Annotated in this window: 21 protein-coding genes and 2 pseudogenes; 14 read left to right on the top strand and 9 right to left on the bottom strand. The window is 67.6% G+C overall.

Annotated features, from left to right (window positions below):
- Positions 1-229 precede the first annotated feature (229 nt).
- Both ACFXHB_RS39275 and ACFXHB_RS39270 read right to left on the bottom strand, forming a co-directional pair.
- Positions 230-430, bottom strand: a complete 201-nt coding sequence (locus tag ACFXHB_RS39275) for a transposase (protein ID WP_380581003.1) — start codon at positions 428-430, stop codon at positions 230-232.
- 200 nt (positions 431-630) lie between these two features.
- Positions 631-1566 (bottom strand): RICIN domain-containing protein, encoded by a 936-nt coding sequence (locus ACFXHB_RS39270; RefSeq protein ID WP_380581001.1) that lies wholly within the window; start codon positions 1564-1566, stop codon positions 631-633.
- A 483-nt stretch (positions 1567-2049) separates the two neighbouring features.
- On the opposite strand from ACFXHB_RS39270, the pseudogene ACFXHB_RS39265 reads away from it, so the two are divergent.
- Together ACFXHB_RS39265 and ACFXHB_RS39260 are read left to right on the top strand one after the other, a co-directional pair.
- Positions 2050-2241, top strand: a pseudogene (locus ACFXHB_RS39265) (IS110 family transposase); the annotation flags it as partial.
- Between the two features lie 653 nt (positions 2242-2894).
- Positions 2895-3107, top strand: a complete 213-nt coding sequence (locus ACFXHB_RS39260; protein ID WP_380580999.1) for a hypothetical protein — start codon at positions 2895-2897, stop codon at positions 3105-3107.
- Positions 3108-3217: 110 nt separating this feature from the next.
- Here ACFXHB_RS39260 and ACFXHB_RS39255 read toward each other — a convergent pair whose 3' ends face one another.
- From ACFXHB_RS39255 to ACFXHB_RS39225, 7 genes and pseudogenes are all read right to left on the bottom strand, one after another.
- Positions 3218-3394 carry a hypothetical protein gene (locus ACFXHB_RS39255; protein WP_380580997.1) on the bottom strand — a complete coding sequence of 59 codons (177 nt, stop codon included), beginning with the start codon at positions 3392-3394 and terminating at the stop codon, positions 3218-3220.
- A gap of 127 nt (positions 3395-3521) precedes the next feature.
- The gene (locus ACFXHB_RS39250) at positions 3522-3935 is read right to left on the bottom strand and encodes a group II intron maturase-specific domain-containing protein (protein WP_380580995.1); all 414 of its coding nucleotides are present in this window, start codon (positions 3933-3935) and stop codon (positions 3522-3524) included.
- Positions 3936-4069: 134 nt separating this feature from the next.
- Complete coding sequence (ltrA, locus tag ACFXHB_RS39245) at positions 4070-5485, bottom strand: group II intron reverse transcriptase/maturase (RefSeq protein WP_380580993.1); 1416 nt, start codon at positions 5483-5485, stop codon at positions 4070-4072.
- Positions 5486-6195: 710 nt separating this feature from the next.
- Positions 6196-6882: a TetR family transcriptional regulator gene (locus ACFXHB_RS39240; protein ID WP_380580990.1), complete on the bottom strand. Its 687-nt coding sequence runs from the start codon at positions 6880-6882 to the stop codon at positions 6196-6198.
- A gap of 919 nt (positions 6883-7801) precedes the next feature.
- A complete protein-coding gene (locus tag ACFXHB_RS39235; RefSeq protein WP_380580988.1) occupies positions 7802-9364 on the bottom strand; it encodes an MFS transporter in 1563 nt (520 codons plus the stop codon).
- Positions 9365-9790: 426 nt separating this feature from the next.
- Positions 9791-10081 (bottom strand): annotated as a pseudogene (locus ACFXHB_RS39230) (hypothetical protein); the annotation flags it as partial.
- A gap of 259 nt (positions 10082-10340) precedes the next feature.
- Complete coding sequence (locus tag ACFXHB_RS39225; RefSeq protein WP_380580986.1) at positions 10341-10967, bottom strand: TetR/AcrR family transcriptional regulator; 627 nt, start codon at positions 10965-10967, stop codon at positions 10341-10343.
- 206 nt (positions 10968-11173) lie between these two features.
- Here ACFXHB_RS39225 and ACFXHB_RS39220 point away from each other — a divergent pair, with 206 nt between their 5' ends.
- From ACFXHB_RS39220 to ACFXHB_RS39165, 12 genes are all read left to right on the top strand, one after another.
- Positions 11174-11674, top strand: a complete 501-nt coding sequence (locus tag ACFXHB_RS39220; protein WP_380580984.1) for a Zn-ribbon domain-containing OB-fold protein — start codon at positions 11174-11176, stop codon at positions 11672-11674.
- Positions 11675-11745: 71 nt separating this feature from the next.
- Complete coding sequence (locus ACFXHB_RS39215) at positions 11746-12831, top strand: thiolase (RefSeq protein WP_380580982.1); 1086 nt, start codon at positions 11746-11748, stop codon at positions 12829-12831.
- A 3-nt stretch (positions 12832-12834) separates the two neighbouring features.
- Positions 12835-13683 (top strand): MaoC/PaaZ C-terminal domain-containing protein, encoded by an 849-nt coding sequence (locus tag ACFXHB_RS39210; protein ID WP_380580980.1) that lies wholly within the window; start codon positions 12835-12837, stop codon positions 13681-13683.
- Between the two features lie 30 nt (positions 13684-13713).
- Positions 13714-14637, top strand: a complete 924-nt coding sequence (locus tag ACFXHB_RS39205; RefSeq protein ID WP_380580978.1) for an SDR family oxidoreductase — start codon at positions 13714-13716, stop codon at positions 14635-14637.
- A 480-nt stretch (positions 14638-15117) separates the two neighbouring features.
- Positions 15118-16530: an aldehyde dehydrogenase family protein gene (locus ACFXHB_RS39200; RefSeq protein WP_380580976.1), complete on the top strand. Its 1413-nt coding sequence runs from the start codon at positions 15118-15120 to the stop codon at positions 16528-16530.
- Positions 16531-16562: 32 nt separating this feature from the next.
- Entirely contained in the window at positions 16563-17816 is a 1254-nt protein-coding gene (locus ACFXHB_RS39195) for a cytochrome P450 (RefSeq protein ID WP_380580974.1), read from the top strand.
- A gap of 24 nt (positions 17817-17840) precedes the next feature.
- Positions 17841-18050, top strand: coding sequence for a ferredoxin (locus ACFXHB_RS39190; RefSeq protein ID WP_380580972.1), 210 nt, complete (start codon positions 17841-17843; stop codon positions 18048-18050).
- A complete protein-coding gene (locus ACFXHB_RS39185; protein WP_380580970.1) occupies positions 18047-19258 on the top strand; it encodes an NAD(P)/FAD-dependent oxidoreductase in 1212 nt (403 codons plus the stop codon). Before ACFXHB_RS39190 ends, ACFXHB_RS39185 begins: the two co-directional genes overlap by 4 nt.
- 39 nt (positions 19259-19297) lie before the next feature.
- Positions 19298-20392, top strand: a complete 1095-nt coding sequence (locus ACFXHB_RS39180) for an NAD(P)-dependent alcohol dehydrogenase (protein WP_380580968.1) — start codon at positions 19298-19300, stop codon at positions 20390-20392.
- Between the two features lie 83 nt (positions 20393-20475).
- Positions 20476-22056 (top strand): AMP-binding protein, encoded by a 1581-nt coding sequence (locus tag ACFXHB_RS39175; protein WP_380580966.1) that lies wholly within the window; start codon positions 20476-20478, stop codon positions 22054-22056.
- Positions 22057-22149: 93 nt separating this feature from the next.
- A complete protein-coding gene (locus ACFXHB_RS39170) occupies positions 22150-23157 on the top strand; it encodes an alpha/beta hydrolase (protein WP_380580964.1) in 1008 nt (335 codons plus the stop codon).
- A 45-nt stretch (positions 23158-23202) separates the two neighbouring features.
- Entirely contained in the window at positions 23203-24426 is a 1224-nt protein-coding gene (locus ACFXHB_RS39165) for an IS4 family transposase (protein WP_380580962.1), read from the top strand.
- Positions 24427-24675 lie beyond the last annotated feature (249 nt).

Raw genomic sequence — 24675 nt, 5'->3', positions numbered from 1 at the left:
GTCAGCCGGACGGGTGTGAGCCAACCGGCCCACACCCACAGCAAGATCAACACCTAGCCCAAACGGGTGCCGTACACCGAAATCCTGATAGACCCGTCAATGCTGGACCAGAATCCGGATGGGTCGTTGGTGATGGGCGAGGCGGCGTCGTGTGTGCGGTGCGGTCAGCCCTCGGTTTACCGGGCTCAGGGCCGACCGATGCGCCTGGGCGGCTACCGACTTCGGCTTTTCAGGGGGGTAGGTCGAGGGAGAGTCCGGTTCCGGCGAGGAAGCCGTCGAGGACGTCGGGGCGGTACTGGAGCCGTTTGAGTCGATTGCGGACGAGCGTGGCGAGTCGGTCCAGAGCGACGCTGGCGAGGTTCGCAAGGCTGTGCTTGATCTGGGCCCACGGGCACTCGACCGCGTTCAGCTCGGGTGCGTATGCGGGCACGATGAACACCGTCAGCCAGACCCGCGCGCTGTTCAGGTCGCGTATGGCATAGGAGACGTGAGTGGTTGAGCCGGTCCCGGACCAGCACGATCGGCCGTGACGCGGTCGCGGGGGCGGCACCGTCATCAGGACGGGACGCGGATCGGCCGCGCCGCCGGACCGGGATCACGGTTTCGGCGGCGCGGCCGATCAGTACGTGGTCAGGGGCAGAGTGGTGGTGTGGCGCTCGTGTGCGCGGAGTAGAAGGTGGAGGCGCCGTCGCTGTTGGCGATGGGCACGGTGATCGTGTCGTTGGCCGTCCACGGAGACCCGTTGAGGTCGAAGGTCCAGGTACCGGTGACCTTTCGGGAGAGCTTCGAAAGGGTGACCCAGCCGTACTGCCCCGCCGGCACGATGAACTTCGACTGGCTGCCGACGCTCTCGGAGCCCGTCCACACGTGCTTGTAGGAGACCTTGAGCTTGGTGGTCACCTTGGCGATCAGCGATGAGATCTCACCTGTCTCGAAGCCGACCTCCAGTTCGCTGCCCACCTCGTTGGAGAAGCCGGTCGTCTTCGTCAGACTGAATGTGTGCTCCATCGGATTGGGCGTGTCGTTGTACCACGGCGCCGCCTCGCACGACGTCGGCAGTGGGGCTGCCGGCCCCTCCGACTGCATGTTCCAGGAGCAGGAGTCCGGCGCCGCCTGGCACTGCTTGGCCGCGTGGTCGACGGCGAGGTCGATGGGCCTGACACCGGGAGTGGGCTGCGCCCACAGGCTGAGGCGGAAGTGCCACTTCTGCTTGGCGGGCCCCCAGCAGTTACTGACCACAACCCCTGATCCGGACCCGTAGTTCTCGTCCCAGGCGTCCAGGCACCGGCCGTTCTCGACATTTCGGATCATGAAATAACCGCTGGCCGTGGGGTGGAAGTACCACTTCTGCCCGGCCTTCGCACGGCAGGTGGAGGCGAAGAGATACTCCCAGGTGCCGGCATCGCTGCTCCAGGAACGGTCGGTCCCGAGGCAACTGCCGAGCGTCTTGTTGACGATCTCGAACGTGCCGTCACGTCGGTCGACGCTCAGCCGCCAGCCGCGGTTCTCTCCGGTCGCATTGGGCTTGAGGACGACCTGGTGCGGGCCCGAGGCTTTGGGGTCCAAAGCGAGGGCCATTCTATTTCCGGAGTGGATCCGGAGGCAGTCGATACTCTCCTCCGCGGTGTGGCAGGGCGTGCCCGGAAGGTCCACGGCGTGCGCGGGTACCGCCGCGAACGGGGTGAGGCCGAGGAGGCCCGCCACCAGAGCGACGACTGCCAGGCGAAGGACGCGGAATCTCGCGCCAGTCCATAGGTCGGTCAAAGCGTTTCCCTCTTCTGTCTTCAGTGGGGATGTCCGCCGTACCCCGATTGCTTGCCCCTATGTGAGGGCACCGGAATGTGCGTGTCAGGTGCGAGCTCCAGATGACGGCGGTCCACGTGATCGGGGATCCAGGCCGTCAGCCGCGCCCGGCGCGCCTGTGCCACCCCCAGCCCCGAGGTGCCGACCCGCGCCTTCCAATACCTGCGCGTGATCGTCCGGCGTCAGGTCTTCACTGGCTGCCGCGCGAGCACCCCACCGTGGGGTGGAAGGAAATGCGCCGTCGCTTGGGTCTTCTCCTCGCTCCAGGCCTCGCCTGGCGCCGACGCCCACTACCGCCGCCGACGCGAGCACGGAGACTGGCACGCCGGGGCCCAGCGCAACCTCCTGAACCACCCGATCGGCCAGCCCTTTCACTGCCCCCAGAGCCGCACACCGTTCGATGAGAATCACGCCTTCACCTCCCCGCTCCCGTCGTCAACCACGGCTGCCGCTTTACTCCTTGGCTCACCGAGATGTCTCTCTCGCTTTCACGACACCGTGGCCGGTCTGGAGCGCACGGCAACCCGGCACGGGCAGGCCGAAGGCGCCACGGACGGGCAGACAACGCCGCCCGGCGCCCGAACGCGACGGCGCGTTGCCCCGCGACACAACCGCGTACTCTCCGGAACTCCGGGACTCCGGGAGTCCCCGAGAACCGCCGGACCGGGCGACCGGCCATGCTGGGACCGGCAGCCCGACGACCGGCCGCCTTGCCGTTCGCCGCGGCCCGCCCCAGCGGATCCGACATGAGTGATCGCCACGGATCCCCCGTGGGTGTCAGGCACTCTCAAGGCCACGCACGCACGCTATACGAAGCGGGGTGGTTACCTTCAAGATCCTCTACTTCCCTTCAGGAAGCGCGAGTTGAAGCACCCGAGTGTCCTCACGGACGCCGCACGGGGCCCGTAGGGCACCTCGACGGCCAAGGCCGCGCCTCGCCACCACCGTTCGACCACACCCCTGCCCGGGGACGCCCAGACCAGAGACCGGGCGGATGAGATCAGCGCCCAGCCCGCCAAACACGGCCCGGCGGTGGCCGCTTCACCCTGCCCCCGCTGGACACGGAGCAGGAACTGGGCGCCGACCACGGCTTGCCCGCCGCCGCCGAGCGCCTGGACACCGAACCCGCCGCCCAACTGCTACGCCGCGTGCGGGTCGACCGGCTCGACCAGGTCCCGGCCCCGGTGGCCTTCGGCCATGCCCTGCGCGGCCGGCCGCGCAGGGCCATGACGCAGCGGGTGCTCCACAGGATTACCGGAACGGTCATCGCCGGCTTCGGCGTGAAGCTGGCCAGCGGGGACTGAGGACCGGCCCGGTGGGACGGCACTGTGCCACCCCCCCCCGCCGGCAGGCCCGGGGTTTCGCCCCGTCATCCGTGCGGGGTGAAGCCCCGGTGCGGGTCTGGCCTGGACGGCTACGATCCCGGGATGACCAGCGCCGCGCCGCCCGCCGCCGACCAGCCGGCCGACGGCGAAGACCGGACCCGGGTGTGCGCCTGGCCCGAGTGTCCGAATCCGGTGCCGAAGGCCCGCACCGGCCGCCCCGCGCGGTACTGCTCCCGCTTGCTGTCCCCGACAGGCGCGCTGTCCATGGGGTGTCGATCTTTGCGCCGCGATACCGGTAGCGGACAACCTCTACCGATTGCGGGTGGACGATCTCCTGCTCTCCGTCCCTGATCTGCCATCCGGGCACGATCCGACGGATGAAGGCACCCCAGCTCAAGCCCTTGTGTCGTTTGCGGAGCCACTGCACCACACGCCACCACCGAAGTAGCCGACGTAGGAGAAGGTCCGCTTGGACACCCCGTGCCTGAAGTGGTTGCACCATCCCCGGAGAACCGGGTTGAGGTGGCGCAACAGGTCAGCGAGCATCCGATGCTTGTTGCTGCGGGTGATCTGCCGGACCTTGTCGATGATGGACGTGAGCGCCTTCTTCGATGGCCAGGTGTAGACGTACCGCTTGTTTGTCCCTCTTTTGACCTGCCGCTGGATGCGGAAGCCGAGAAAGTCGAACCCCTCGTCGACATGGCAGACCCTGCTCTTCTCCGTGGACAGGCGAAGACCCATCGGCGCGAGAACTGCCGCGACCTCACCCCACAGCGCCTCCGAATCCGCGTGGGACCCGTGGACCATGACGACGTAAGGCCGGCCCGGGGCGCGGTGCTGGTGTTGCCACCAGCCCGTTTCCCCGGGCCGCCTTCCGAACCGGACGTGCACCTCTCAGCGCATCCGGCTCTCCACAAGCCCCGCGGGGTTCTGGATTCTCCTCATGCAGTGCTCGGCCACGGGGAAGGGATCGCTGCCCCTCGATATCGGTAGCGGGTCGTCCGCACCGAGCCGGGGTTGAACAGCGTGGCCTTCCCGTCGACGGGCCACCATCCTCCGCGGCAGTACTGACGGCGGAGTTCCTTCCAGTTGGTCCGGCGGTGCTTGCGCCGAAGCCATCCGAATACCTGACGCCACGTGAAAGCGCGCAGGTACTGGAAGGCCAGCCTCGACACGCCGGGCTTGAAGTAGGCGGTCCAGCCCCGCAGCAGCGGGTTGAGCTGATGCAGCAGGGCTTCGAGCGGCAGGTTGACGCCCTGCCAGCAGATCTTCTTCACCTTCGCGGCGCACGACCTGATGGCCTTCCGCGCCGGGTAGGTGTAGACGTAGTACTTGCTGGTGCCCCGCTTCCGATGGCGCTGGATGCGCCAGCCGAGGAAGTCGAGGGCGTCGTCGATGTGGACCACCCTCGTCTTGTCCGGTGCGAGCCGAAGCCCGAGCGTGGACAACACCTCCGCCACCTCGTCGAGGAGGGCTTCGGCGTGCGCCTTGGTGCCTGACACCATGATCGCGAAGTCGTCCGCATACCGGATCAACCGGATGTTGGCGAGTCCGTGACGGCGCCGCTTGGCCCGCTCGACGCGGTCCTTCCACTGCTCGGCGAAGTGATCGTCGAGAGCGGTCAGTGCCACGTTGGCCAGCAGTGGTGAGAGGATGCCCCCTTGCGGGGTGCCGGAGTCGGTGTCCCTCAACTGCCCGGTCTCACTGAGGATTCCGGCCTTGAGGAACGCCTTGACCAACGTGAGCACACGCCTGTCCCCGATCCGATTCCGCACGCGGTCCATGAGGGCCGTGTGGGAGATCTCGTCGAAGCACGCCGCGATATCGGCCTCCAGCACCCACTCATACGAAGTGGACGCCAGCAGCCGCATCTCGGCGACGGCGTCGTGCGCTCGCCGGTTCGGCCGGAAGCCGTACGAGCACGGACGGAAGTCCGCCTCGAAGATCGGTTCCAGCACCAGCTTCAAGGACGCCTGGACCACCCGGTCCGCCACGGTCGGGATGCCCAGACGGCGGAGGTTGCCACCGCTCTTGGGGATCATCCGTTCGCGCACCGGCACTGGGAGGAAGCTGCGGTCCCTCAACTGCGACCGCAGCCGGTCCAGGAACACCTCGACCCCCTGCACGGCCTCCACGTAGTAGGCGGTCTGACCGTCCACTCCGGTCGTGCGCGCGCCCTTGTTCCGCCGCACCCGAGCCCACGCCACCAGAAGGAACGCGGGATCGGCCACGAGATTGAACAGGTCGTCAAACCTGCGATGGGGATCACCCATCGCCCATCGGTGCAGTTTGGTCTGGATACCCAGTACCCGTATCTCCGCCCCGAACAGAGCGTCGTCCAGCTCGCCGGTGTTCACCAGCGTCCTCCCGGCATTCCAGTGCCCTCCCTGCTGACTTGCTGGCCCCCTTCGCCATGTGACCGGCTCTCCCGGCCTCCGACTACTACGACTCCTCCGCCCCACCTCGGTGGCATCAGTCGACGACGGATCTTCCCTCCCATCTGGCAGGCTGCCAGCCGGGGACGGGACCACCGAGACGGTTCCCGTGTTCACTGCGAACCGATCAACAGGTGAGGTGCCCAGCTTTGCTCCTGCGGCCTCGCCACGGTTACGCCGCAGGCCTTCACCGTGGCCTCCCAGTCCGGCGAAGTTAACCGTTCCGGAAGTTCTCCACCCTCGACTGCCAGGTGGATGTGCACCGCTGGCCAGCCCATATCCGCCAGATTTGAGCTGGTGTTTGAGCCTTAAGAAGCGTTCAGACGCTGGTTCCTCGCGTACACCTTCCTGTCTCGCTTGCCGGACCTGTCCCGTCTGGCGATCCCGGGACACTCCGTCGTTGTCGGGGCTGCTTGCCGCCCTCACCGGCGTCTCCCGGATCGAGCTGCCCCCAGCTTCACCCTGCTGCTGCGACAGCACGGCGGCAGCGGTCTCACACCGCCACTCGGTTCAACAGCGCTTCACGGCGCTCCACCTCCCGCTTCCACAGCTCCACCGCTGACTGCGGCTGGCCAGCAGATCGGCGGCGCTCCTGCATCTCAATGGCCTTTGACAGCACAGTTGCTGAGGTCTCACGGGTGTTCGGGCAGCGGGTCCGAATCGCGGCGCCAGTTCCCGAACAGCGCTGGGCCGAGGAGGTCCAGGCTCGACTTGAGCTCCGCGGTGATGCTTTGTTGATCCCCTTCGGCCCTGAGGAACCAGATGCGGGTGGTAACACGGCCGATGGCCCCGAACGTTGCCACGATGACGCGTGGGCGCCGGTCGGACTTCGGATCGAGGCCCTCGCGTCGCGAGATGACCGCGACGAGCTGGTCCTCCATGCGCTCGCTCCGTCGCAGATGCTGAGCCAGCAGGCCCGGAGTCCGCTCGATGAGCTGCATCACCGACATGTGCAGGATCGGGTCCACACCCTCCAGCTCGTTTCTGTGGACCTGCTCGAGAACCGCTCGGAAGGAGCCGCACATCGCCTCCAGCGGATTCTCGCTGGCCGGGCGCGCTTCCAGTGTCGCGAGGAACGCTTCGTCGATGGCGGTGATCGGGCTCAGCACCACGTCCTCCTTGCTGGCGAAGTAGCGGAAGAAGGTGCGCTGGGAGACGTCGACCTCATCGGTGATCTGGTCAACGGTCGTATTGTCGTAGCCCTGGAGAATGAACAGCCTCAGGGCCTCCCGTGCGAGCGCGTCACGCGTGTCCCGCTTCTTCCTCTGACGTCTCCCGGCTTGGGACAGTGCTGACATCACCGGTTCCGGTTGCGGCACGGTCCGCTCCTCCCGTTGCCTGTGACCAAGTTCTCCTTGAGCTTCCCCGTTGAGCGGGAGGTGCTGATCTCTTGGTCAGGCTGGGTGTTGGTTCGATGGCCGCAAGTTCGGCCGTCGCTTGGTCGGCGTGCTTCCTTGCCTTGTACCGTCGAAGCTGGGGCCAGCCGAGGCGCCCTTGGACGCGGCGGGTGGTGGACCAACCATCGGTGCAGGCGGATAGAGCGAGGTCGGGGCGTTGTCGAAGGGGCGCCCACGCTTCCCGTGCTCGACTCGATTCCCGCCTTCAGTGAAGGAGTTACGAGCTTCGTGGACGCGTACTGCTTGAGTTCAACCTGCCGGACCAGGTCCGAGGTTGGGTCGGCCCCGGGTCGCGGCGGGTGAAGGAGCGGGACGGCGCGGGCTGGCGTTCCGCGGTCGGCCTGGCGCGTCAGGCGGTCGGCCCGCTTTCGGCCGACATGGGTGTCCTTGATGGCCATGCGGGGAGCCGTAGGTGGGGTTGGAATCGGTATGGATGCTGCGGATCCGCTCGGTCAGCTCGGTGTTGTGGCGTCTGCGCTCGCGGGGCTCGTGGGCATCGCGGCGCCGGCGGTAGTGGCTGGAGGCGGGGATGTGCGGTACCCGGAGGGTGGGCTCGGCCCCGAAGCGGTCCTGGTGATCGTCGATGAGTCTCAGTACCGTCGCCGGGTCGGGCGGAGCTCCTGGGTGAAGGAAGCCTAGGCGGCGTTGAGGATCTCGCAGGACCGCCGGAGCCCGGCGTTCTCCTCGCGCGGAGCGGCCAGTTCCTCTTTCTCGGTGCTGGTCGGTCGCGCCTCGCGTTCGCCGCACTCCGCTTCGCCCTGGCGGATCCAGTTGCGCAGGGCCTCGTGGTGTACGCCCAGATCCCCGGTTATCTCCAGGCGGTGGGGGGGATCGCTTCGTTCTAGGCGGAGTGGTCGGCCTTGATCTTGATCATGCCGAACGCGGTGAGCACCGCCGCAGCTGCGGCCACCACGCCGCAGATCAGGAATACGGTGCTCAAGCCGCTGCCCAGGGCGTCCAGGGCCAGACCGCCCACCGCGGGTCCCGTGATGCCGGGTGGCATGCTGTTCACGGCGATGGGCCCTCCGATCTCGGCGATCTGGACTGCCGCTGCCACCTGGTCGGCCGGCAGGTTCGAGGCAGTCAGGTTGGTGGCGAACGTCGATCCCGCGTTGTTGAGGGCAACCGTGCCGAGGACCACGGGGGCCAGTGCGAAGCTGAGATTTCGGAGCGTGTTGGTGGTGGCGCTGGCCGTGCCGGACAGGTGGGCGGGCACGCTGTTCAACGCGACGGATGTCACCGAGCCAAGGGTCAGGGCGAAACCGAAGCCGATCAGCAGGGCGGGCGTGGCGAAGGCGCCGAGTCCTGGGTCTGTGACGTCAAGCCGAGTGCACAGCAGACAGCCGATCGCCATCAGGGTGAATCCGGAGGTCATCAGCCAGGGCGGGGCGATGTAGTGGAGGAGCGCCGAGATCACGGGGATGAGCAGGAGAGGGGGCCCTTGAAGGAGCAGGAAGAGGATCGCGACGCGGATCGGCTCCTGGTGCTGCACGGGACCCAGCCACAGGCCGATTGCGAAGCAGGCGCCCAGGAAGGCGAACATGCCTACGACCGTCACGATGGAAGACACGGTGAAGGCTCGGTTGCGGAACAGACGCAGGTCGAGGATCGGAGATTCGGCTCGCAGCTCTATCACGGCGAACGCGACGAGAAGGCAGGCGCCGAGAGCGAGCAGGGCGGGAAGGGCCCAGCCCGATCCCGGCCACTCGATGGCGCAGTAGAGCACCAGGATGAGGCCGAGGGTGAAGGTGATCTGGCCGGCCGCGTCCCGTGTGCGGCCCGTGGGTGCTTTCGATTCTGTGGCCAGCGTCAGGGCGAGCGCGATGCCGACCAGGGCGAGAGCGACGAGCACCCAGAAGGGACCGCGCCACGACCCGGTCGTGGTGAATATGGCGCCGAGTAGAGGTGACACGGCGGCGCCGGCGGACAGGAGGCCGCTCCACAGGGCCACCGCGTGTGCTCGTTCCCGCGCACTTCGGGTCACGGCGGTGATCGCGGTGAGCGAGCTTGGAAAGGTCGCGCCGGCGCCCAGTCCGCTCAGGGCGGCGCCGATCCACAGCACCTGCACGGTGGGCGCGAGCGCGGCTACGGCACTGCCCGCGGCGACCAGGGCCATGCCGGCCGCCATGAGTCTTCGGCGCCCGAAGAGGTCACCGAGGGCGCCGAAGGTGAACTCGAAGCAGACTACTGCGATCATGAATGCGGCGGTGATCCATGTGAGTTGCGTTCCGCGTGTGTTCAGGTCCGCTTGGAGGAGGGCGGTCAGCGAGGCTGGGAGCGAGGTCGCGACCTGGGCCACGAAGACCGCACCGCAGGCGGCGGCCAGTGTGCCCGTGTGGCCCGGTGCTCGGTCGGGCCCCCCGGTCGGACTCTGGGGCGATGTCACGGCGTTGTTGAGCGTCATTGCTCTTCTCCCTGACTGTGAAGACGGGCGTCCTGCACGTGGGCGCCTGGAGAGGGGGGAGGGCGCGACTCTGCGTACGTGGAGAGGGGGGAAGCACGACGCGAGTCCAGCGCGATGCCGTGGAGACTGACACGCTCTTCGCGCCACGTCAATGAATTCTTCTCAGTTCGTGAGGGCATTCATCTGCCGCCGTGGGGCGGGGTGACCGGGCGGCTCGCGGCCGGAAGGGCGGTGGGAGAGGAGGAGACGCCTCTCCCACACCCGAAAGTCTCGTTCGCCGGGCCCAGAGGGAAGCGGCCGAATCACCGTAACCGGCATCGGTCAGGATCCGATCGAGGTCGACGCCCCGGGAACGGGTCTCGCCGACCACGTCCAGGGCGAGCAGCAACTTCTCCACGTGGTCCATCCGCCGGGGTGCCGCAGCGTTCACGCCGGCCGACCTTGAGCGGGCCTGCCTGCGGCGAGGCCGAGCCCCAACGCATGGGCAGGAGCAGCAAGTTCGGCGGAGCCCATGGCAGCTCGACCGGGCGAGGACGGCAACCGGCGGGACCGCGCGAACACCGAAGGGACGCGGTCGTCGAAGCCCGCGATCCGCCGCGAGTTCTTCGGTGACAGCCGCGGCTCGAGGTCGCCCTTGCGGTCCCCGGGCACCGTCGTGACTACCCCGGCGTCCGTCAGAACGGCTCTGGGCGACGCCCCGTAGCGGGAGTTGCCCGACCCGCGACCGTACCGTGCCTCTCATGGCCGAGATGCCGGGTCGGCTCGGCTTTCAGTGCGCGTTCCAGCGCGGCCCTGGTGGTATCCGTCAGCAGCCCGCCCTCACTGAGCTGGACGGCCCTTGAACGGTTGGCGCGGCTCGCCGGTCGCCAACGGCCTCTGCGAGGCGGCCGAGGCCGGACGGTGAGTCGTCTGTGCCGTCAGTGGTGCAGTGCCGGACGTGGGGAGGAGTCGCCGCCCGATCCCGGCCGCCGATCCCTCACCGGTCCGCCGAACGCTCGTCCTGCTCGACTTGCGCGGGCGTCAGGTCGAGCAGGCGGCTTACCGTCAGAATCTGGAAGCGTACTTCCGCCGGCGACAGGACGCCGGTCAGCCCCAGGCGGATGGCCGCGTCGGCGCCAAGGACGACCAGGTTCAGAACACGGCCCTGGTGGTCCGACAACGGGCCGAGCGCGCGGTGAAGGATCTTCCTGTGCAACTCGTCCACGACTGCTCGCTCGGTGACGAACCCCGGGTCGGTGACAGCGCTCAGCCGCCGCATCAGAGCACCCAGGGTGGGCACTCGCTGGTCCAGTCCGTAGACGCGGAGCAGGTGCTCGGCGGCACGTTCTCGCACAGACGCCTCCGACCCTCCTCCCGGGCGTGTACGTGCAAGGGCTGCTTGCAGATGGTGCTCCACCACAGCGAAGAGCAGATGCTGCTTGGAGGTGAAGTAGCGGTAGAGGGTGCTCAGGGACACATCGGCGAGCTTGGGCAGCTGGGCCATTTGAAGGCCTTCCTCGCCGCTCCTCGTCACCACCAGTGTGGCGACTTCGACGATGCGGTCGAACCGCGCCCGCTGCGCCGGCGTGGTCGGGCGAGCTGGTCCCTTGGCCGTGTCGATCATCGTGGTCCCCCTCGGATGCTGCCCCACCCCTGCTCGGGTACGTCGATTTCCGGAATGAACTCTCAGCTTCGGGTGCGGTCCGAGCATAGCCGAGGCCCGCGCCAGGCCGGAAGCGCAGGGGGGCAGCCGCGTGCCAACCCGGCTACGACCGGCAACTACAGGCGGTGGCCGTCCGACTCCAGCACTCCGGCCCCGAATCATCGTCCATGCCGCAAGGGTTGCCAAAGAGAGTCGATTCTGGTTTCTTGTGCTGCCAGAGGGCACGAGGTCGAGAAGTCCCGAACTGGAGGACGCCCATGCCTGGCGGATTCACCCCCACGCCCACCCCTGACACACAACCCTTCTGGGATGCGGCCAAGCAGGAGCGGCTGGCAATCCAGCGATGCATGCACTGCGAGCGGTACTACTTCTATCCACGCCCTTACTGCCCGAGCTGTACGTCGACACAAGTGGAATGGCGGACGGTCTCGGGCAGGGGTCGACTGCTGTCGTACGTGATCGACTGCAATCCGTTCCCCCCTGCCGATCCAGCGGTACCCAAGATCATCGCCCTCGTGGAACTCGACGAGGGACCTCGGATGCTGACCAACATCGTCGGTTCTCCTCCCGAGCCGCAGGCGCTGTTGCTTGACGCGCCGGTCACCGTCGAGTTCGAGGACCGCGGTGACCACACCCTTCCGGTTTTCCGCTTGGAGAACGACCAATGATGTCTATGCACGGAGGGGACATCGCTGTCATCGGTGCCGCCGAAACGACAGAGATCGGCTCCCTGCCACACATGTCGATGCTCCAACTGCATGCCGAGGCCGGACGCAACGCTCTCGCCGACGCCGGACTGGGCCCCCGCGACATCGACGGCATCGCGACCACCGGACTCATGCCCATGGAGGTCTCGCACTACCTCGGGATCAAGCCGCGCTGGCTGGACAGCACCCTGGTGGGTGGCTGCACCCCCCTGCTGCACGTCCGGCACGCCGCCGCGGCGATCGCCGCAGGAGCCGCGACGACAGTACTCATCACTCATGGCGAATCCGGCCGGTCCAGGGTGGGAATGCGCTACATGAACCTGAGTTCCGATTCGGCCGCGGGGCAGTTCGAGCACCCATACGGCGCGGTCATGCCATCCGCGAACTTCACCGTTCCCGCGCTGCGCTTCCTGCACGACCGCGGCATGAGTCGGACCGACCTGGCCGAAGTCGTCGTCGCCCAGCGGGCCTGGGCCGTGCGGAACCCTCGAGCGCTGCGCCGCAAGCCCACCACGGTGGACGAAGTCCTCAACGTCAGCAGGCCTGTCGCCTATCCGTTCACCAAGGACATGTGCTGTGTCGTCACCGACGGCGGGGGCGCGCTCGTCCTCACCACCGCCGAGCGCGCGAAAGACCTGCCCGGAGGCGATCGGGCCGTCCACCTCCTCGGCTCGGGCGAGTCCGCGGACTCACCGATCATGTCGCAGATGACGGACCCAGGCTCCTGCGAAGCCTTTCGTACCTCAAGCTCCGAGGCCTTCGCATCCGCGGGGTTGAGTCACTCCGACATCGACCACCTCATGTGCTACGACGCCTTCGCGCACGTGCCGCTCTACATGCTGGAAGACCTCGGATTCGTCGGACGGGGAGACTCCGGTGCGTTCATCGCCTCGGGTGCCACCCGACCCGGTGGGTCCTTGCCGATGAACACCAACGGCGGCGGCCTGTCCTACACCCACACCGGGATGTACGGGATGTTCGCCATCCAGGAGGCGATCCGTCAGCTCCGCGGCGAAGCATCGGCCCAGGTACCCGATGTCCGCGTGAGCTTCGTCCAGGGCGTCGGCCTGTTCTTCGCCGCCGCCGCCAGCCTGATTCTCTCCACAGAAAGGCCCTGACGTATGCCGCTGAATCTGGACAGCGTCGGGAGGTTCGCTCCGCCGACCGAGCATACGTGGACAGCCGACGACGTGATGCTGTACGCCCTCGCTGTCGGCGCCGGTCAGCACGACGTCGGCGACGAACTGTGCTTCACGACCGAGAACTCTGACGGTGTCAGGCTCCTCGCGCTGCCCAGTTTCGCCAACATGATGGGAGGCGGCAACAGCGTCGGTGCCTTGTTCGGAGACGTCGACCCCAGCGCGATCCTCCACGCCGAGCAGTCCTTCGAAATCCACAACCCGCTACCGGTCGCCGGTACCGCGCGCACAGTTGCCACTGTGGCCGGGATGTACGACAAGGGCACGGCCGCGGTGGTCGTGATCGACATGGTCTCGACCGACACCGCTACGGGGCTGCTGCTGGCGACCCACCGGACTTCCGTATTCATCAAGGGTGAGGGCGGATTCGGCGGGGAGCGTGGGCCCAGCACCGTCTGGACCCTGCCCGCGCGGCCGGCCGACATCCGCGTGGAAGCGTCAATTCCCCAGGATCAAGCGCTGCTGTATCGATTGACCGGGGACCGTAACCCCTTGCATTCGGATCCCCGATACGCGGCCGCGGCGGGCTTCAAGCGACCGATTCTGCATGGCATGTGCACCTATGGGTATACCGCCCGGCTTCTCCTTCACGCGGCGTGTGACTCGCGCGTCGACCGGTTCCGGGCGATGTCGGGCCGGTTCTCCGCTCCGGTCCTGCCGGGCCAGAAGATAACGGTCGAGGGCTGGGAAGACGGCCGGCGAGTACTCTTCCGCACCCTGAGCGAAGGCGCCGTCGTCATCGACCATGGCGTGCTGCGGCGCAGCCTGTAACTCCACGCGCACGCAAAGACAAAGACACAGATGGACAAGGAGGCGATCCGCATGAGCGGAATTTGCAAGGGCCGTGTGGCCATTGTCACCGGGGCCGGTCGGGGTATCGGCCGGGAGTACGCGCTCGAACTCGCCCGTCAGGGGGCGGCCGTGGTTGTCAACGACCTCGGCGGTACCGCCGACGGGACGGGCGCTGATCGGACAGCGGCCCAGATGGTCGTAGACCAGATCATCCGCGCTGGGGGAACCGCCGTGGCCAACGGTAGCGACGTCGCCGACGCGGCGGGAGCCAAGGCTCTCATCGACCAGGCGGTCGACGAGTTCGGACGACTGGACATCCTGGTCAACAACGCCGGCATCCTGCGGGACCAGACGATCATTTCGATGACGGAGGAGAACTGGGACGCCGTCATCCGCGTCCACCTGCGTGGCACATTCTTGCCCACCAAGTTCGCTGCTCAGTATTGGCGCGCTGCGGTCAAGGCAACCGGCCAGAAGGTGCAGGGTCGGCTGATCAACACCACTTCGGCCTCGGGCATCTACGGAAACTTCGGGCAGGGCAATTATGGTGCTGCCAAGGCCGGTATAGCGTCCTTCACCGTGATCGCCGCAATGGAACTCGGGCGATACGGCGTGACCGCGAACGCTATCGCACCGGTCGCTCTCACACGCCTCACTGAAAGCATCCTGCCGGAAGCCTACAAGGCGGGACTGGGCCCCCACCATATCGCCCCTCTCGTGGCTTGGCTCGCGAGTGAGGACAGCGCCACCGTCACCGGGCGTGTCTTCGACGTCGGTGGCGGCAGGATCGGCGTGGCGGAGGGGTGGCGGCTGGGGCCATCGGCCAGCACCGAGGGAAACTGGGACGCCGCCGAACTCGGCGCAGTGGTTCCGGACCTGGTGGCACGTGCCGCCCCAAACGCTGACTCTACGGGCAGTACGCTTGCGGGGTGAGGTGGGTGTCCGCCGCCGGCCCGTACGCGCGCTGCCTGGCTGAAGTCGATTCCTCCCTCCTCGAGATCGGACGGAGTTCGCGGCACAGAACGTTCACCGGTGACCTGCGGCCACTGGGTGCGGCTACCGACGTCTCACGACCAATTTGTTGATCCGCAGTACTGAATCCAGGCGTGGCCGGGACTGGGTGAGCGGCTATTCAAGGTCGGTCGTCTCTACTGTGAATAGTTCGGAGTTCGGTTCACCAGCTTCCGCTCTTCAAGCATGGGAGGAGTGGATGATCGGGTGCGGCATCGGCTACGAGTTCCTGCCCGGTCCCGCCCGCGTCTCGGATCTTCTCTGCGGGTGATCTGAGCGAGAAGAGCGAAGTATCAATCTGTGTTTCATTCTCGTACGTCGATTTCCTACGGTCGTTTCGCCGTACCCATACGGGAACCTCATATGCGCCCGCGCAACGGCCGCTACTTGGAGGAAAGACGCATGACAGTTCTGCCTATGACAATCAATGGTCTGGCTGTTCAGTCCAAGGCCACGTTCGGTGTCATCGATCCTGCGACGGGCGAGTTCTTCGGCCAGGCCCCGGACTGCACCGAAGAGCAGTTGCAGCTTGCGATGGACTCCGCTCGTTCCGCCTTCGGAGCGTGGCGCCGTGACGAAGACCAGCGCCGTGCCATGCTTCGCGAAGCCGCGGTCGCTGTCCGACAGGACGGCGAGCGTATCGCTGGACTGCTCACGAGCGAACAGGGCAAGCCGCTCCAGGACGCCCGCGTCGAGGTGATGGCCGCGGCGGCCTGGCTGGACTACTACGCCGGACTTGAGATGCCCCGCGAGGTGGTACAGGACGACCGGTCCGGGTACGCCGAAGTCCTCCGCCGACCGCTCGGCGTGGTCGCCGCCATCACCCCGTGGAACTTCCCTGTCACGTTGGCGATGTGGAAGATCGCGCCGGCACTCCGCGCGGGCAACACCATGGTGCTCAAGCCGTCGCCCTTCACCCCACTGGCGACTCTCGCCCTGGGCGAGACCCTCGCGCAGGTCCTGCCGCCCGGTGTGCTCAACGTGATCTCCGGCCGGGACCCTCTCGGAGCCCGGATGACCACCCACCCCGTGCCCCGCAAGATCAGCTTCACGGGCTCAACGCCGACAGGCAAGGCGATCGCCGCCGCCGCCTCGGACGACCTCAAGCGGGTCACCCTCGAACTGGGCGGAAACGACCCGGCGATCATCCTGGATGACGCCGACCCGCAGGCGATAGCCGACCAGCTCTTCTGGGCGGCCTTCGCCAACAACGGCCAGGTTTGCCTGGCGGTCAAGCGCGTGTACGCACCGCACAGCCTCTACGACGATGTGGTGGAGGCGCTGGCCGAGCGTGCCCGCACGGTAAGAGTGGGCGCTGGAGCGGAGGAAGGCACCGAGCTAGGACCCATCAACAACCTGCCGCAATACAGTCGTGTCGTCGGGCTGGTCGAAGACGCGCTCCAACAGGGCGCCAAGGTCGCCGCAGGTGGGGCCTCCATGAACCGCCGCGGCTACTTCTACCAGCCCACCATCCTCGCCGCCGCCTCCGACGGCATCCGCATCGTCGACGAAGAGCAGTTCGGGCCCGCGCTGCCGGTCATCGCCTACCGCAACGTCAACGACGTCCTTGAGCGCTGCAACGAGGGCCCCTACGGGTTGACGGCCTCGGTCTGGTCGTCCGACACCGACCGCGCCCGGCGGGTCGCGACCGAGTTGGACTGCGGCCAAGTCGCCATCAACGCCCACGGCTCCGGAGTCCGCCCGGACCTGCCTTTCGGCGGTGCCAGATGGAGCGGCATCGGAGTCGAGAACGGCCTCTGGGGTCTCTACGGCTTCACCGAGACCCAGGTCCTCTCCGTACCAACCGCCTACTGAGCTCAGCACCGAACACAACGAGGAGAGATCCGATGAGCCTCTACACCAACACCCACCCCTTCACCACCGGCATCGACATCTCGTCTGCCGAGTTCTGGAACCAGTCCTTCGAAGCACGGGATACGGCGTTCTCTCGGCTCCGCAGGGAAGCGCCGGTGAGCTGGCACCCGCCCATCGCCTACGCACAGGAACACTCCCAGGAGGGCTTCTGGGCGGTGACCCGTGTCGAGGACATCACGACGGTCAGCATGAACAGCGAAGTCTTCCAGTCGCGCCACGGCATTCAGATGGAGCCGCTGGACCCCGAGCTCGCCAGGACCGGAAGCTTCTTCCTCGCGATGGACGCACCCCAGCACAGCCGCTACCGCGGCCTGGTCAGCGCCGCCTTCACACCGAAGCGGATCAAGGGAATCGAAGACCGCATCAAGGCCAACGCCGCGAGAATCGTCGACGACCTCGTCGGCGCCGGCGCCATCGACTTCGTCGCGGACTGCTCCAGCAAGCTCCCCATGGAGACGGTCTCCGACATCGTCGGTGTGCCGCAGTCCGAGCGGGCACAGGTGGCGCGCGCCGCGGAGAACGTGGTTGGCGGCGCCGACGCGGCGGGACTGTCCGACGACCAAGCGTTGATCATCAAGTTCGAGGCGTTCACCTACCTCCGCACTCTGGGCGCGGATCTCGCCGCCCACCGCCGCCGGAGCCCCGCCGACGATCTGCTCACCAATCTGGTACAGGCCCGTATAGACGGCGAGGGGCTGACAGACGACGATATCGGTGACTTCATGGTGCTCATGGGCGTAGCGGGCAACGACACCACCAAGCAGACCACCACCCGCACCATGCTCAGCCTCGCCACCCTGCCGGACCAGCGGGATTGGCTCATGGCCGACTTCGATGCCCGCATCATGCCCGCGATCGATGAGTTCGTGCGCCACGCGTCCCCTGTCATGCAGTTCGCCCGCACGGCCGCCGAAGACGTCGAACTCGCCGGATCGAGGATCTCAGCCGGCGACAAGGTCGTCATGTTCTACTGCTCCGGCAACCGGGACGAGTCCAAGTTCCCCGATCCGCACGCCTTTGACCTGTCCCGCCCCGCCTCCCCGCACGTCGGGTTCGGTGGCGGCGGGGCCCACTTCTGCCTGGGTAACGGCGTCGCCAAGGTGCAGCTCCGGTCGATCATCGGCGAGCTTCTCCACCGCCTCCCGAACATCGAGTTCGGTGAACCGGAGCCGCTGAGAAGCAAATTCATCAACGGCATCGACGCGCTTCCCGCCTACGTGCGGTGAACTGCGCAAGCACAGGGAACAATCATGATCCATGTCGATTTCAGCAAGTGCACCGGTCTCGGAATCTGCGAGTCCCTCGCACCTGACTTCTTCGAGATAGGCGACGACGGCAAGCTCGCCCTGCTCCGCACCGACCTCGGGGGCGTAACCGGCGGAGACCTCGAAGGGGTCGAGCAGGCAGTGCGCTCCTGCCCGACGGCGGCACTGCGCATCAGCAAAGGCGTCGCCACATGACCCCTGGACCGCCCTTCGTCGTGGTCGGCGCCTCCCTGGCCGGCCTGCGCGCCGTCGAGGGGGCGCGGGCCGCGGGATACGGCGGCCCGATCACCCTCATCGGCGCCGAGTCCCACCTCCCGTACGACCGTCCTCCGCTGTCCAAGGCTTTCCTCCAATCGGACGCCCCGGTACCGGTCCTGCGTGACGAAGCCTTCCTCCGTGATGAACTCGGTGTCGACCTGCTGCTCGGGGCACCCGCCGAACGGCTCGACCCCGACGCGGACATCGTGTGGGTAGACGGAAAGCCCGTGCCCTTCGGCACGCTGGTCATCGCGACGGGGGCGACGCCCCGCATCCCTCCAACATGGGCTTCGATTCCCGGCGTGACCACCCTGCGCGAGCTGGACGACGCACATGCCCTCCGCGCCGCCTTGGAGAAGAAGGCACGGACTGTGATCGTCGGAGCCGGGTTCATCGGCTCGGAGGTCGCTTCGGCCGCACGGCACCGCGGTTGCGAGGTCACCGTGGTGGAAGCAGAGCCTGCCCCGCTGGCCCGAGCCGTGGGAGCGGAGATGGCGCCCGCCCTGGCGGCCATCCACCTGCGCAACGGCACCGACCTTCGACTGTCCGCCACGGTCGCTGCCGTGCACGGGTCCGGTCAGGTCGAAGCCGTCGAGCTCGCCGACGGGTCATTGCTACCTGCCGACCTCGTCGTCGTCGGTATCGGCGCGACACCCACCACCGGCTGGCTGGCCGGCTCGGGTGTAGCGCTCAACGCACACGATCACGGGATCCTGTGCAACTCCTACCTCGCCACCTCCCGGCCAGGCGTCTACGCGGCGGGCGACGTGGCGCACTGGCCGAACGCGATCATGGACCAGGGCCTGACCCGTCTGGAGAACTGGACCAACGCCGCCGCACAGGGCGGGGCCGCGGCGCGCAACGCGCTGCAACCAGGCCTGCAGGAGCCGTACGAAACCGTCCCCTATGTCTGGAGCGACTGGTACGACACCCGCGTGCAGCTCGTCGGTCACCCTTCCTCGGACGAGGCACGCATCGTCTCCGGCGGCATGAACGGGCCGCGCCTCGTCGTCCTCTACCGATCGGGCGAGAGGCTCGCAGGGGCGTTCACTCTCAATGAACCAGCCAAGATCATGAAGTACCGCAGGCTCATCCACCGACGTGGCACCTGGCAAGAGGCACTCGACCTCTTCTCCCCCCGATGACCACGGCCACCCCCCTTCGTCAGTCACTGGAGCCACCCCATGACCGTCTCCCTCAGCGCCGTCCTGCGCGACCCGACAGCCCCCTACTCCATCGAAGCCCTGGAACTTGACGCCCCGGGCCCCGGCGAGGCCCTCGTGCGCGTCACGGCGACCGGAATGTGCCACACCGACCTCATGGGCCGCTCCGGCTTCCTGGGCGACCACTTCCTGCCCGCCGTACTCGGCCACGAGGGAGCGGGGGTGGTGGTAGAGGTCGGAACCGGCGTCAGCGCCGTGTCACCAGGCGACCACGTGGTGCTGAGCTTCGACTCCTGCGGTCAATGCGCGGGGTGTATGAACGGCATGCCGACCCACTGCACCGCCTTCGACGCGCGCAACCTCAGCGGCCTCACCCCAGAAGGAGGCCGAACCGCCCGCGACACCGACGGCGTCCCCGTCACCAATCGGTGGTTCGGCCAGTCCTCGTTCGCCCAGTACGCTCTGGCAACCGCCCGGAGCATGGTCAAGGTCGATCCGAACCTGCCCCTGGAACTACTCGGACCGCTCGGCTGCGGCGTGCAGACCGGCGCTGGAACAGTACTCAACGTGATGCGCGTCGCGCCCGGCCAGACACTGGCCGTCTTCGGTGCCGGAGCCGTGGGCCTGTCAGCCGTCATGGCAGCCAAGGCCGCCGGCGCGAGCGACATAGTCGCGGTGGACCTCAACCCCGCCCGCCGCGAGTTGGCACTCGAGCTCGGTGCCACCCGCGTGGTGGACGGGGCACACTCCAACGTCGTCCAGGAGATCGCCTGCGGCCCAGACGGACTTGATTTCGCCCTGGACACCACTGGTGTGGGCGCGGTGATGGCGAACGCTGTGCGGGTACTGAAGCGGCCGGGACTGTGCGTACTCGTCGGGTCCGGCGTGGATCCGCTCGCCCTTCATCCTGCGGAACTCACGGGCAAGACCGTCACCTTCTGTTACGAGGGTGGCGCAGTTCCGCAGACCTTCATCCCGCGCCTCATCGACCTGTGGCAACGTGGAGACTTCCCCTTCGACAAGATGATCAGCAAGTACCCGCTTGCCGACCTCTCCCGTGCCGAGGCCGACGCCGTCGCCGGAACGGCAGTCAAGCCCGTCATCATCATGCCTTGACCCCCTCGCTGCTGCCTAGCCCAGTCCTGGCGGAGGCCCTTTCCTCATCACCCGCAGCCCGTGCTCGTCCGGAGGTACGTCTGATGCCCCAACTCCCCGCAGAGCCCAACGACGTGTTCGCCGTCGCGCTCCAAGACCCCACCCGCCCTGCTGTGGTGGGGCCGGACGGACTCACCACCACCTTCGGCGAACTCGCCCGGCGCGCGCACCGCGTAGCCAACGCGATGCGCGAACTCGGCCTCACCCAGGGCGACACCGTATCGGCACTCCTCCATAACAGCACCGAGTGTCTCGAGATACTGCTGGCCGTCCAGCAGATCGGCCTCTACCTCGTGCCCATCAACACCCACCTCACCGCCGAGGAGGTCGCCTACATCGTTGAGGACTCCGGTTCCAAGGCCCTCTTCGCATCCGCGGATCTGGCGCGAGCGCTCGCTCCGGTCCTCGGCCGGCTGCCCTCGGCCCGGTATGCGGTCGACGGCTCTGCCGACGGATGGAGCGCCTACCAGGAACTCCGGGACACAGCGAGCAGCGCGAAGCCGGAGAATCGCAGCCTTGGCATGACCATGGGCTACACCTCGGGCACCACAGGTAGACCGCGGGGCGTGCGACGACCGCTGCCGCCGATACCGCCGGAGGCGGTGGCGGAACACTCCCAGGTCTTGATGGCACAGGTCGGTCTTGTACCCGGACGCGCCGTCCATCTGCTCTTCTCCCCCTTCTACCACGCGGCTCCGGGTAACTTCGCATTGGGAGCACTTCAGCTCGGCCACACGATCGTGATACGCCGCAAGTTCGACGCCGCCCAAGTCCTCACCGACATCGAGCGGTACGGCGTGACCAGCATGCATACGGTTCCGACGCATATTCACCGGATCATGCGCCTGCCCAAACGCTTTCGTGCCGAGCGGCGCCTGGAAAGCCTCCAGACCATAGTGGTGGCCGGCGCCCCCTTCCCTATCGATACCAAGCGGGCAGCACTCGAGTGGTTCGGCCCTGTGGTCTGGGAGTACCTGGGCTCGACCGAAGGCGCCATCAGCCTGGTCAGCCCGCAGGAAGCTCTCGACCGACCAGGCACCCTCGGCCGTCCGGCCGCTGTGAAGATCCTTGGAGAAGACGGAGCCGAGCTGCCCCCCGGTGAGGTGGGCCTGATCTACTCCACACTAGGAGGCGCGACATTCGAATACCACAATGATGCGGACAAGACCGCCAAGGCTGTACGGACCGACGGCTACATGACCGTGGGCGACCTAGGACATCTTGACGAGGACGGCTACCTCTACCTCGCCGATCGTCGCGACGATCTCATCATCACCGGCGGCGTCAACGTCTACCCGGCTGAGATCGAACAGCGGCTCCACAGCCATCCGGCGATTCTCGACGTCGCCGTCATCGGCACCCCCGACCCGGACTGGGGCGCGAGCGTTGTGGCCGTGGTGCAACTGGAGCAAGGAGAGGAGCCAACCGAGGAACTGCGAGCCGACCTGGATCGGCACTGCCGCGAAGGTCTCGCCGCCCACAAATGCCCGCGCCGCTATGAATTCCGCGACACCCTCCCCCGCACAGCCACAGGCAAACTGCTGCGCCGCGTCCTACGTGACGAGGTCGACGAGGGACGATCCGCGGCTGTGCCTCCCCCGGCTCCCGAGGCATTCGGCGGGTGATTTCCGCCGAACGGCGAGTGCCCGGTCCGCACCCCCGTCGGCACGATGAACGCACTGGTCACACAGGCGTGGCCGTGAGCACGAGGAGTGGCCATGACAGCCGATCCGACGACCCCGGTGACAGCGGCCGATGCCGAGGGAGTGTTCTCACCCGTCCCGTTCGATCCGGAGCTGGCGGCCGCGCTCGAACTCGTCGCCGAGCTGATGCCTCCGGTCGGCACGCCCCTCGCCGAAGTCCGCGAGGCCGTCAATGCTCACGGTCTCTCCGTCGAGGCCCTCTCCCGGGGCGGGGCTTTCGAGGTCGAGGACAGGGCTGTTCCGGGGCCGGCCGGGGCGCCGGACGTTTCCTTGCTGATCTGCCGCCCGGCTGGCCTGGAAGGTTCGCGGCCGGCCGTCTACTACACGCACGGCGGCGGGATGATGTTCGGCAACAATCGTCTGGGCATGGACATGATGCTCGAATGGGCCGCGGAACTGGGTCTGGTCGTGGTGTCCGTGGAGTACCGGTTGGCTCCGGAGCATCCGCATCCGGCGCCGGTCGAGGACTGCTACGCGGGTCTGGTCTGGACGGCCGCGCACGCGGCGGAGCTCGGGATCGATCCCGAGCGGATCGTGATCGCCGGCGTCAGCGCCGGCGGGGGCCTCACCGCGGCACTCGCGCTGCTGGCCAGGGACCGTGGCGGACCGGCGCTGCTGGGCCAGATGCTGCTGGGCCCGATGCTGGACGACCGCAACGACACGGTCTCGGCACACCAGATGGCCGGGCTCGGGGTGTGGGACCGTGCCGCCAACGAGGCGGGCTGGACCGCACTGCTCGGCCGTGCCCGTGGCGGGCCGGACGTCTCGCCGTACGCGGCGCCCGCCCGGGCCACCGACCTGTCCGATCTCCCCGCCGCCTTCATCGACGTCGGTTCCGCCGAGACCTTCCGCGACGAGGACATCTCCTACGCCGGCCGTCTGTGGCAGGCCGGCGGGAAGGCCGAGCTCCATGTCTGGCCGGGAGGATTCCACGGCTTCGACGGGCTTGCGCCGCAGGCCCAGCTGTCGCAGGACGCGGGAGCCCCCCGGCTGCGCTGGCTGCGGCGGATCCTCAACGCCTAGTAGCAATGCCAGTGACTTTGGTGTGTCTGTCTCGTTGGTTGTGGTGTGGCGAGGGCGGGGCAGGTCAAGTCGTGTGCGGGTGAGCGGTTGTCGGACCGGATCGCGATCGGGGTGCTGACCCAGGTGTTTCCGCCGGGTCTGGTGGATGAGGTGATCGCTGAGACCGGGCGGGCCGAGCAGCGCAGTCGGTTGTTGCCGGCTCGGGTGGTCGTGTACTTCGTGCTGGCGATGTGCCTGTTCTTCGGGCAGGGCTATGAGGAGGTCGCGCGGCTGCTGGGCGAGGGGCTGGGAGACGGGCGGCGGTCGTGGCGGGTGCCGACGACCGCCGCGATCGGCCGGGCCCGGCGCAGGCTGGGGCCGGAGCCGTTGCGGTTGCTGTTCGCGCGGGTGTGCCGGCCGGTGGCGGTGCCCGGGACCGCGGGTGCCTGGTATCGGCACTGGCGTGTGGTGGCGGTGGACGGCACCACGCTGGACCTGGCGGACACCGAGGCCAACGAGGCGTTCTTCGGCCGCCCCGGCTCCGGGCGCGGGGTGGGCGCGTTCCCGCAGGCCCGGGTGGTGGGGCTGGCCGAGTGCGGCACACACGCGATGTTCGCCGCCGCCACCGGTCCGTTGTCGGCGAGCGAGCAGTCCCTGTCGCGGCAGTTGTTCGATCGCCTCGAGAAAGGAATGCTGCTGCTGGCCGACCGGGGTTTCTACGGCTTCGAGCTGTGGCAGCAGGCCCGGGCCACCGGCGCGGACCTGCTGTGGCGGGTACGCACGAACGCGAACCTGCCCGTCGTGCGGGCCCTCGGCGACGGTTCCCACCTCAGCACGGTCCATGCCGAACCGGACCGCAGGAACCGCCGCAACCCGGTGACCGTCCGCGTCGTCGAGTACACCCTCGCCTCCACCGGCGACACCACCGTCTACCGGCTGATCACCACCCTCCTCGACCCGAAGGAGGCACCCGCCACCGAACTGGCCGCGCTCTACGCCCAGCGCTGGGAGATCGAGACCACGCTGGACGAGGTCAAGACCCACCAGCGCGGCCCCCGGCTCGTCCTGCGCTCGAAGTACCCGTGGGGAGTCGAGCAGGAGGTCTACGGCCTCCTGCTCGTCCACCACGCCATCCGGCAGCTGATGCACCAGGCCGCCCTCAACGACGGCCTGGACCCCGACCGGCTCTCGTTCACCCGCAGCCTGCGGGTCGTACGCCGCCAGGTCCCCGCCCAGGCGGCGCTTTCCCCCCGGCAGACTCGCCCGCGCACTGACCCGCACCCTGGCTGAAATCACCGAACGCCTGCTACCCCCACGCCGTCAACGGACCTGCCCCCGCGTCATCAAACGCAAGATGTCCAACTGGCCCCTCAAACGCACCCAACACCGCGACCGGCCACCACCCCCACCAGCCATGATCACGATCACCGGACCGGACACGACCTAAGAAGACATCTCATTTGGATAGCCATCGGGTGCAGATGAGGGCCGCGGCGATGCTGGCGAAGGCTGCGAAGTGGTCGGCCTTGCGTTCGTAGC

Origin of the sequence: Kitasatospora sp. NPDC059327 (genome assembly GCF_042752535.1) — a bacterium.
Taxonomy (GTDB): domain Bacteria; phylum Actinomycetota; class Actinomycetes; order Streptomycetales; family Streptomycetaceae; genus Kitasatospora.
Note: the sequence above shows the minus strand (reverse complement) of the source record. Positions and strands in the feature narration are given on the sequence as shown.

What these genes read in the sequence shown, in the direction of transcription:
- ACFXHB_RS39220 (WP_380580984.1), top strand. Translation starts at nt 11,174, where the DNA reads ATGCCGCAAGGGTTGCCAAAGAGAGTCGATTCTGGTTTCTTGTGCTGC.
- ACFXHB_RS39205 (WP_380580978.1), top strand. Translation starts at nt 13,714, where the DNA reads ATGGACAAGGAGGCGATCCGCATGAGCGGAATTTGCAAGGGCCGTGTG.
- ACFXHB_RS39225 (WP_380580986.1), bottom strand. Translation starts at nt 10,967, where the DNA reads ATGATCGACACGGCCAAGGGACCAGCTCGCCCGACCACGCCGGCGCAG.
- ACFXHB_RS39200 (WP_380580976.1), top strand. Translation starts at nt 15,118, where the DNA reads ATGACAGTTCTGCCTATGACAATCAATGGTCTGGCTGTTCAGTCCAAG.
- ACFXHB_RS39170 (WP_380580964.1), top strand. Translation starts at nt 22,150, where the DNA reads ATGACAGCCGATCCGACGACCCCGGTGACAGCGGCCGATGCCGAGGGA.
- ACFXHB_RS39195 (WP_380580974.1), top strand. Translation starts at nt 16,563, where the DNA reads ATGAGCCTCTACACCAACACCCACCCCTTCACCACCGGCATCGACATC.
- ACFXHB_RS39255 (WP_380580997.1), bottom strand. Translation starts at nt 3,394, where the DNA reads ATGGACAGCGCGCCTGTCGGGGACAGCAAGCGGGAGCAGTACCGCGCG.
- ACFXHB_RS39215 (WP_380580982.1), top strand. Translation starts at nt 11,746, where the DNA reads ATGTCGATGCTCCAACTGCATGCCGAGGCCGGACGCAACGCTCTCGCC.
- ACFXHB_RS39210 (WP_380580980.1), top strand. Translation starts at nt 12,835, where the DNA reads ATGCCGCTGAATCTGGACAGCGTCGGGAGGTTCGCTCCGCCGACCGAG.
- ACFXHB_RS39190 (WP_380580972.1), top strand. Translation starts at nt 17,841, where the DNA reads ATGATCCATGTCGATTTCAGCAAGTGCACCGGTCTCGGAATCTGCGAG.
- ACFXHB_RS39180 (WP_380580968.1), top strand. Translation starts at nt 19,298, where the DNA reads ATGACCGTCTCCCTCAGCGCCGTCCTGCGCGACCCGACAGCCCCCTAC.
- ACFXHB_RS39175 (WP_380580966.1), top strand. Translation starts at nt 20,476, where the DNA reads ATGCCCCAACTCCCCGCAGAGCCCAACGACGTGTTCGCCGTCGCGCTC.
- ACFXHB_RS39185 (WP_380580970.1), top strand. Translation starts at nt 18,047, where the DNA reads ATGACCCCTGGACCGCCCTTCGTCGTGGTCGGCGCCTCCCTGGCCGGC.
- ACFXHB_RS39235 (WP_380580988.1), bottom strand. Translation starts at nt 9,364, where the DNA reads ATGACGCTCAACAACGCCGTGACATCGCCCCAGAGTCCGACCGGGGGG.
- ACFXHB_RS39250 (WP_380580995.1), bottom strand. Translation starts at nt 3,935, where the DNA reads ATGGTCCACGGGTCCCACGCGGATTCGGAGGCGCTGTGGGGTGAGGTC.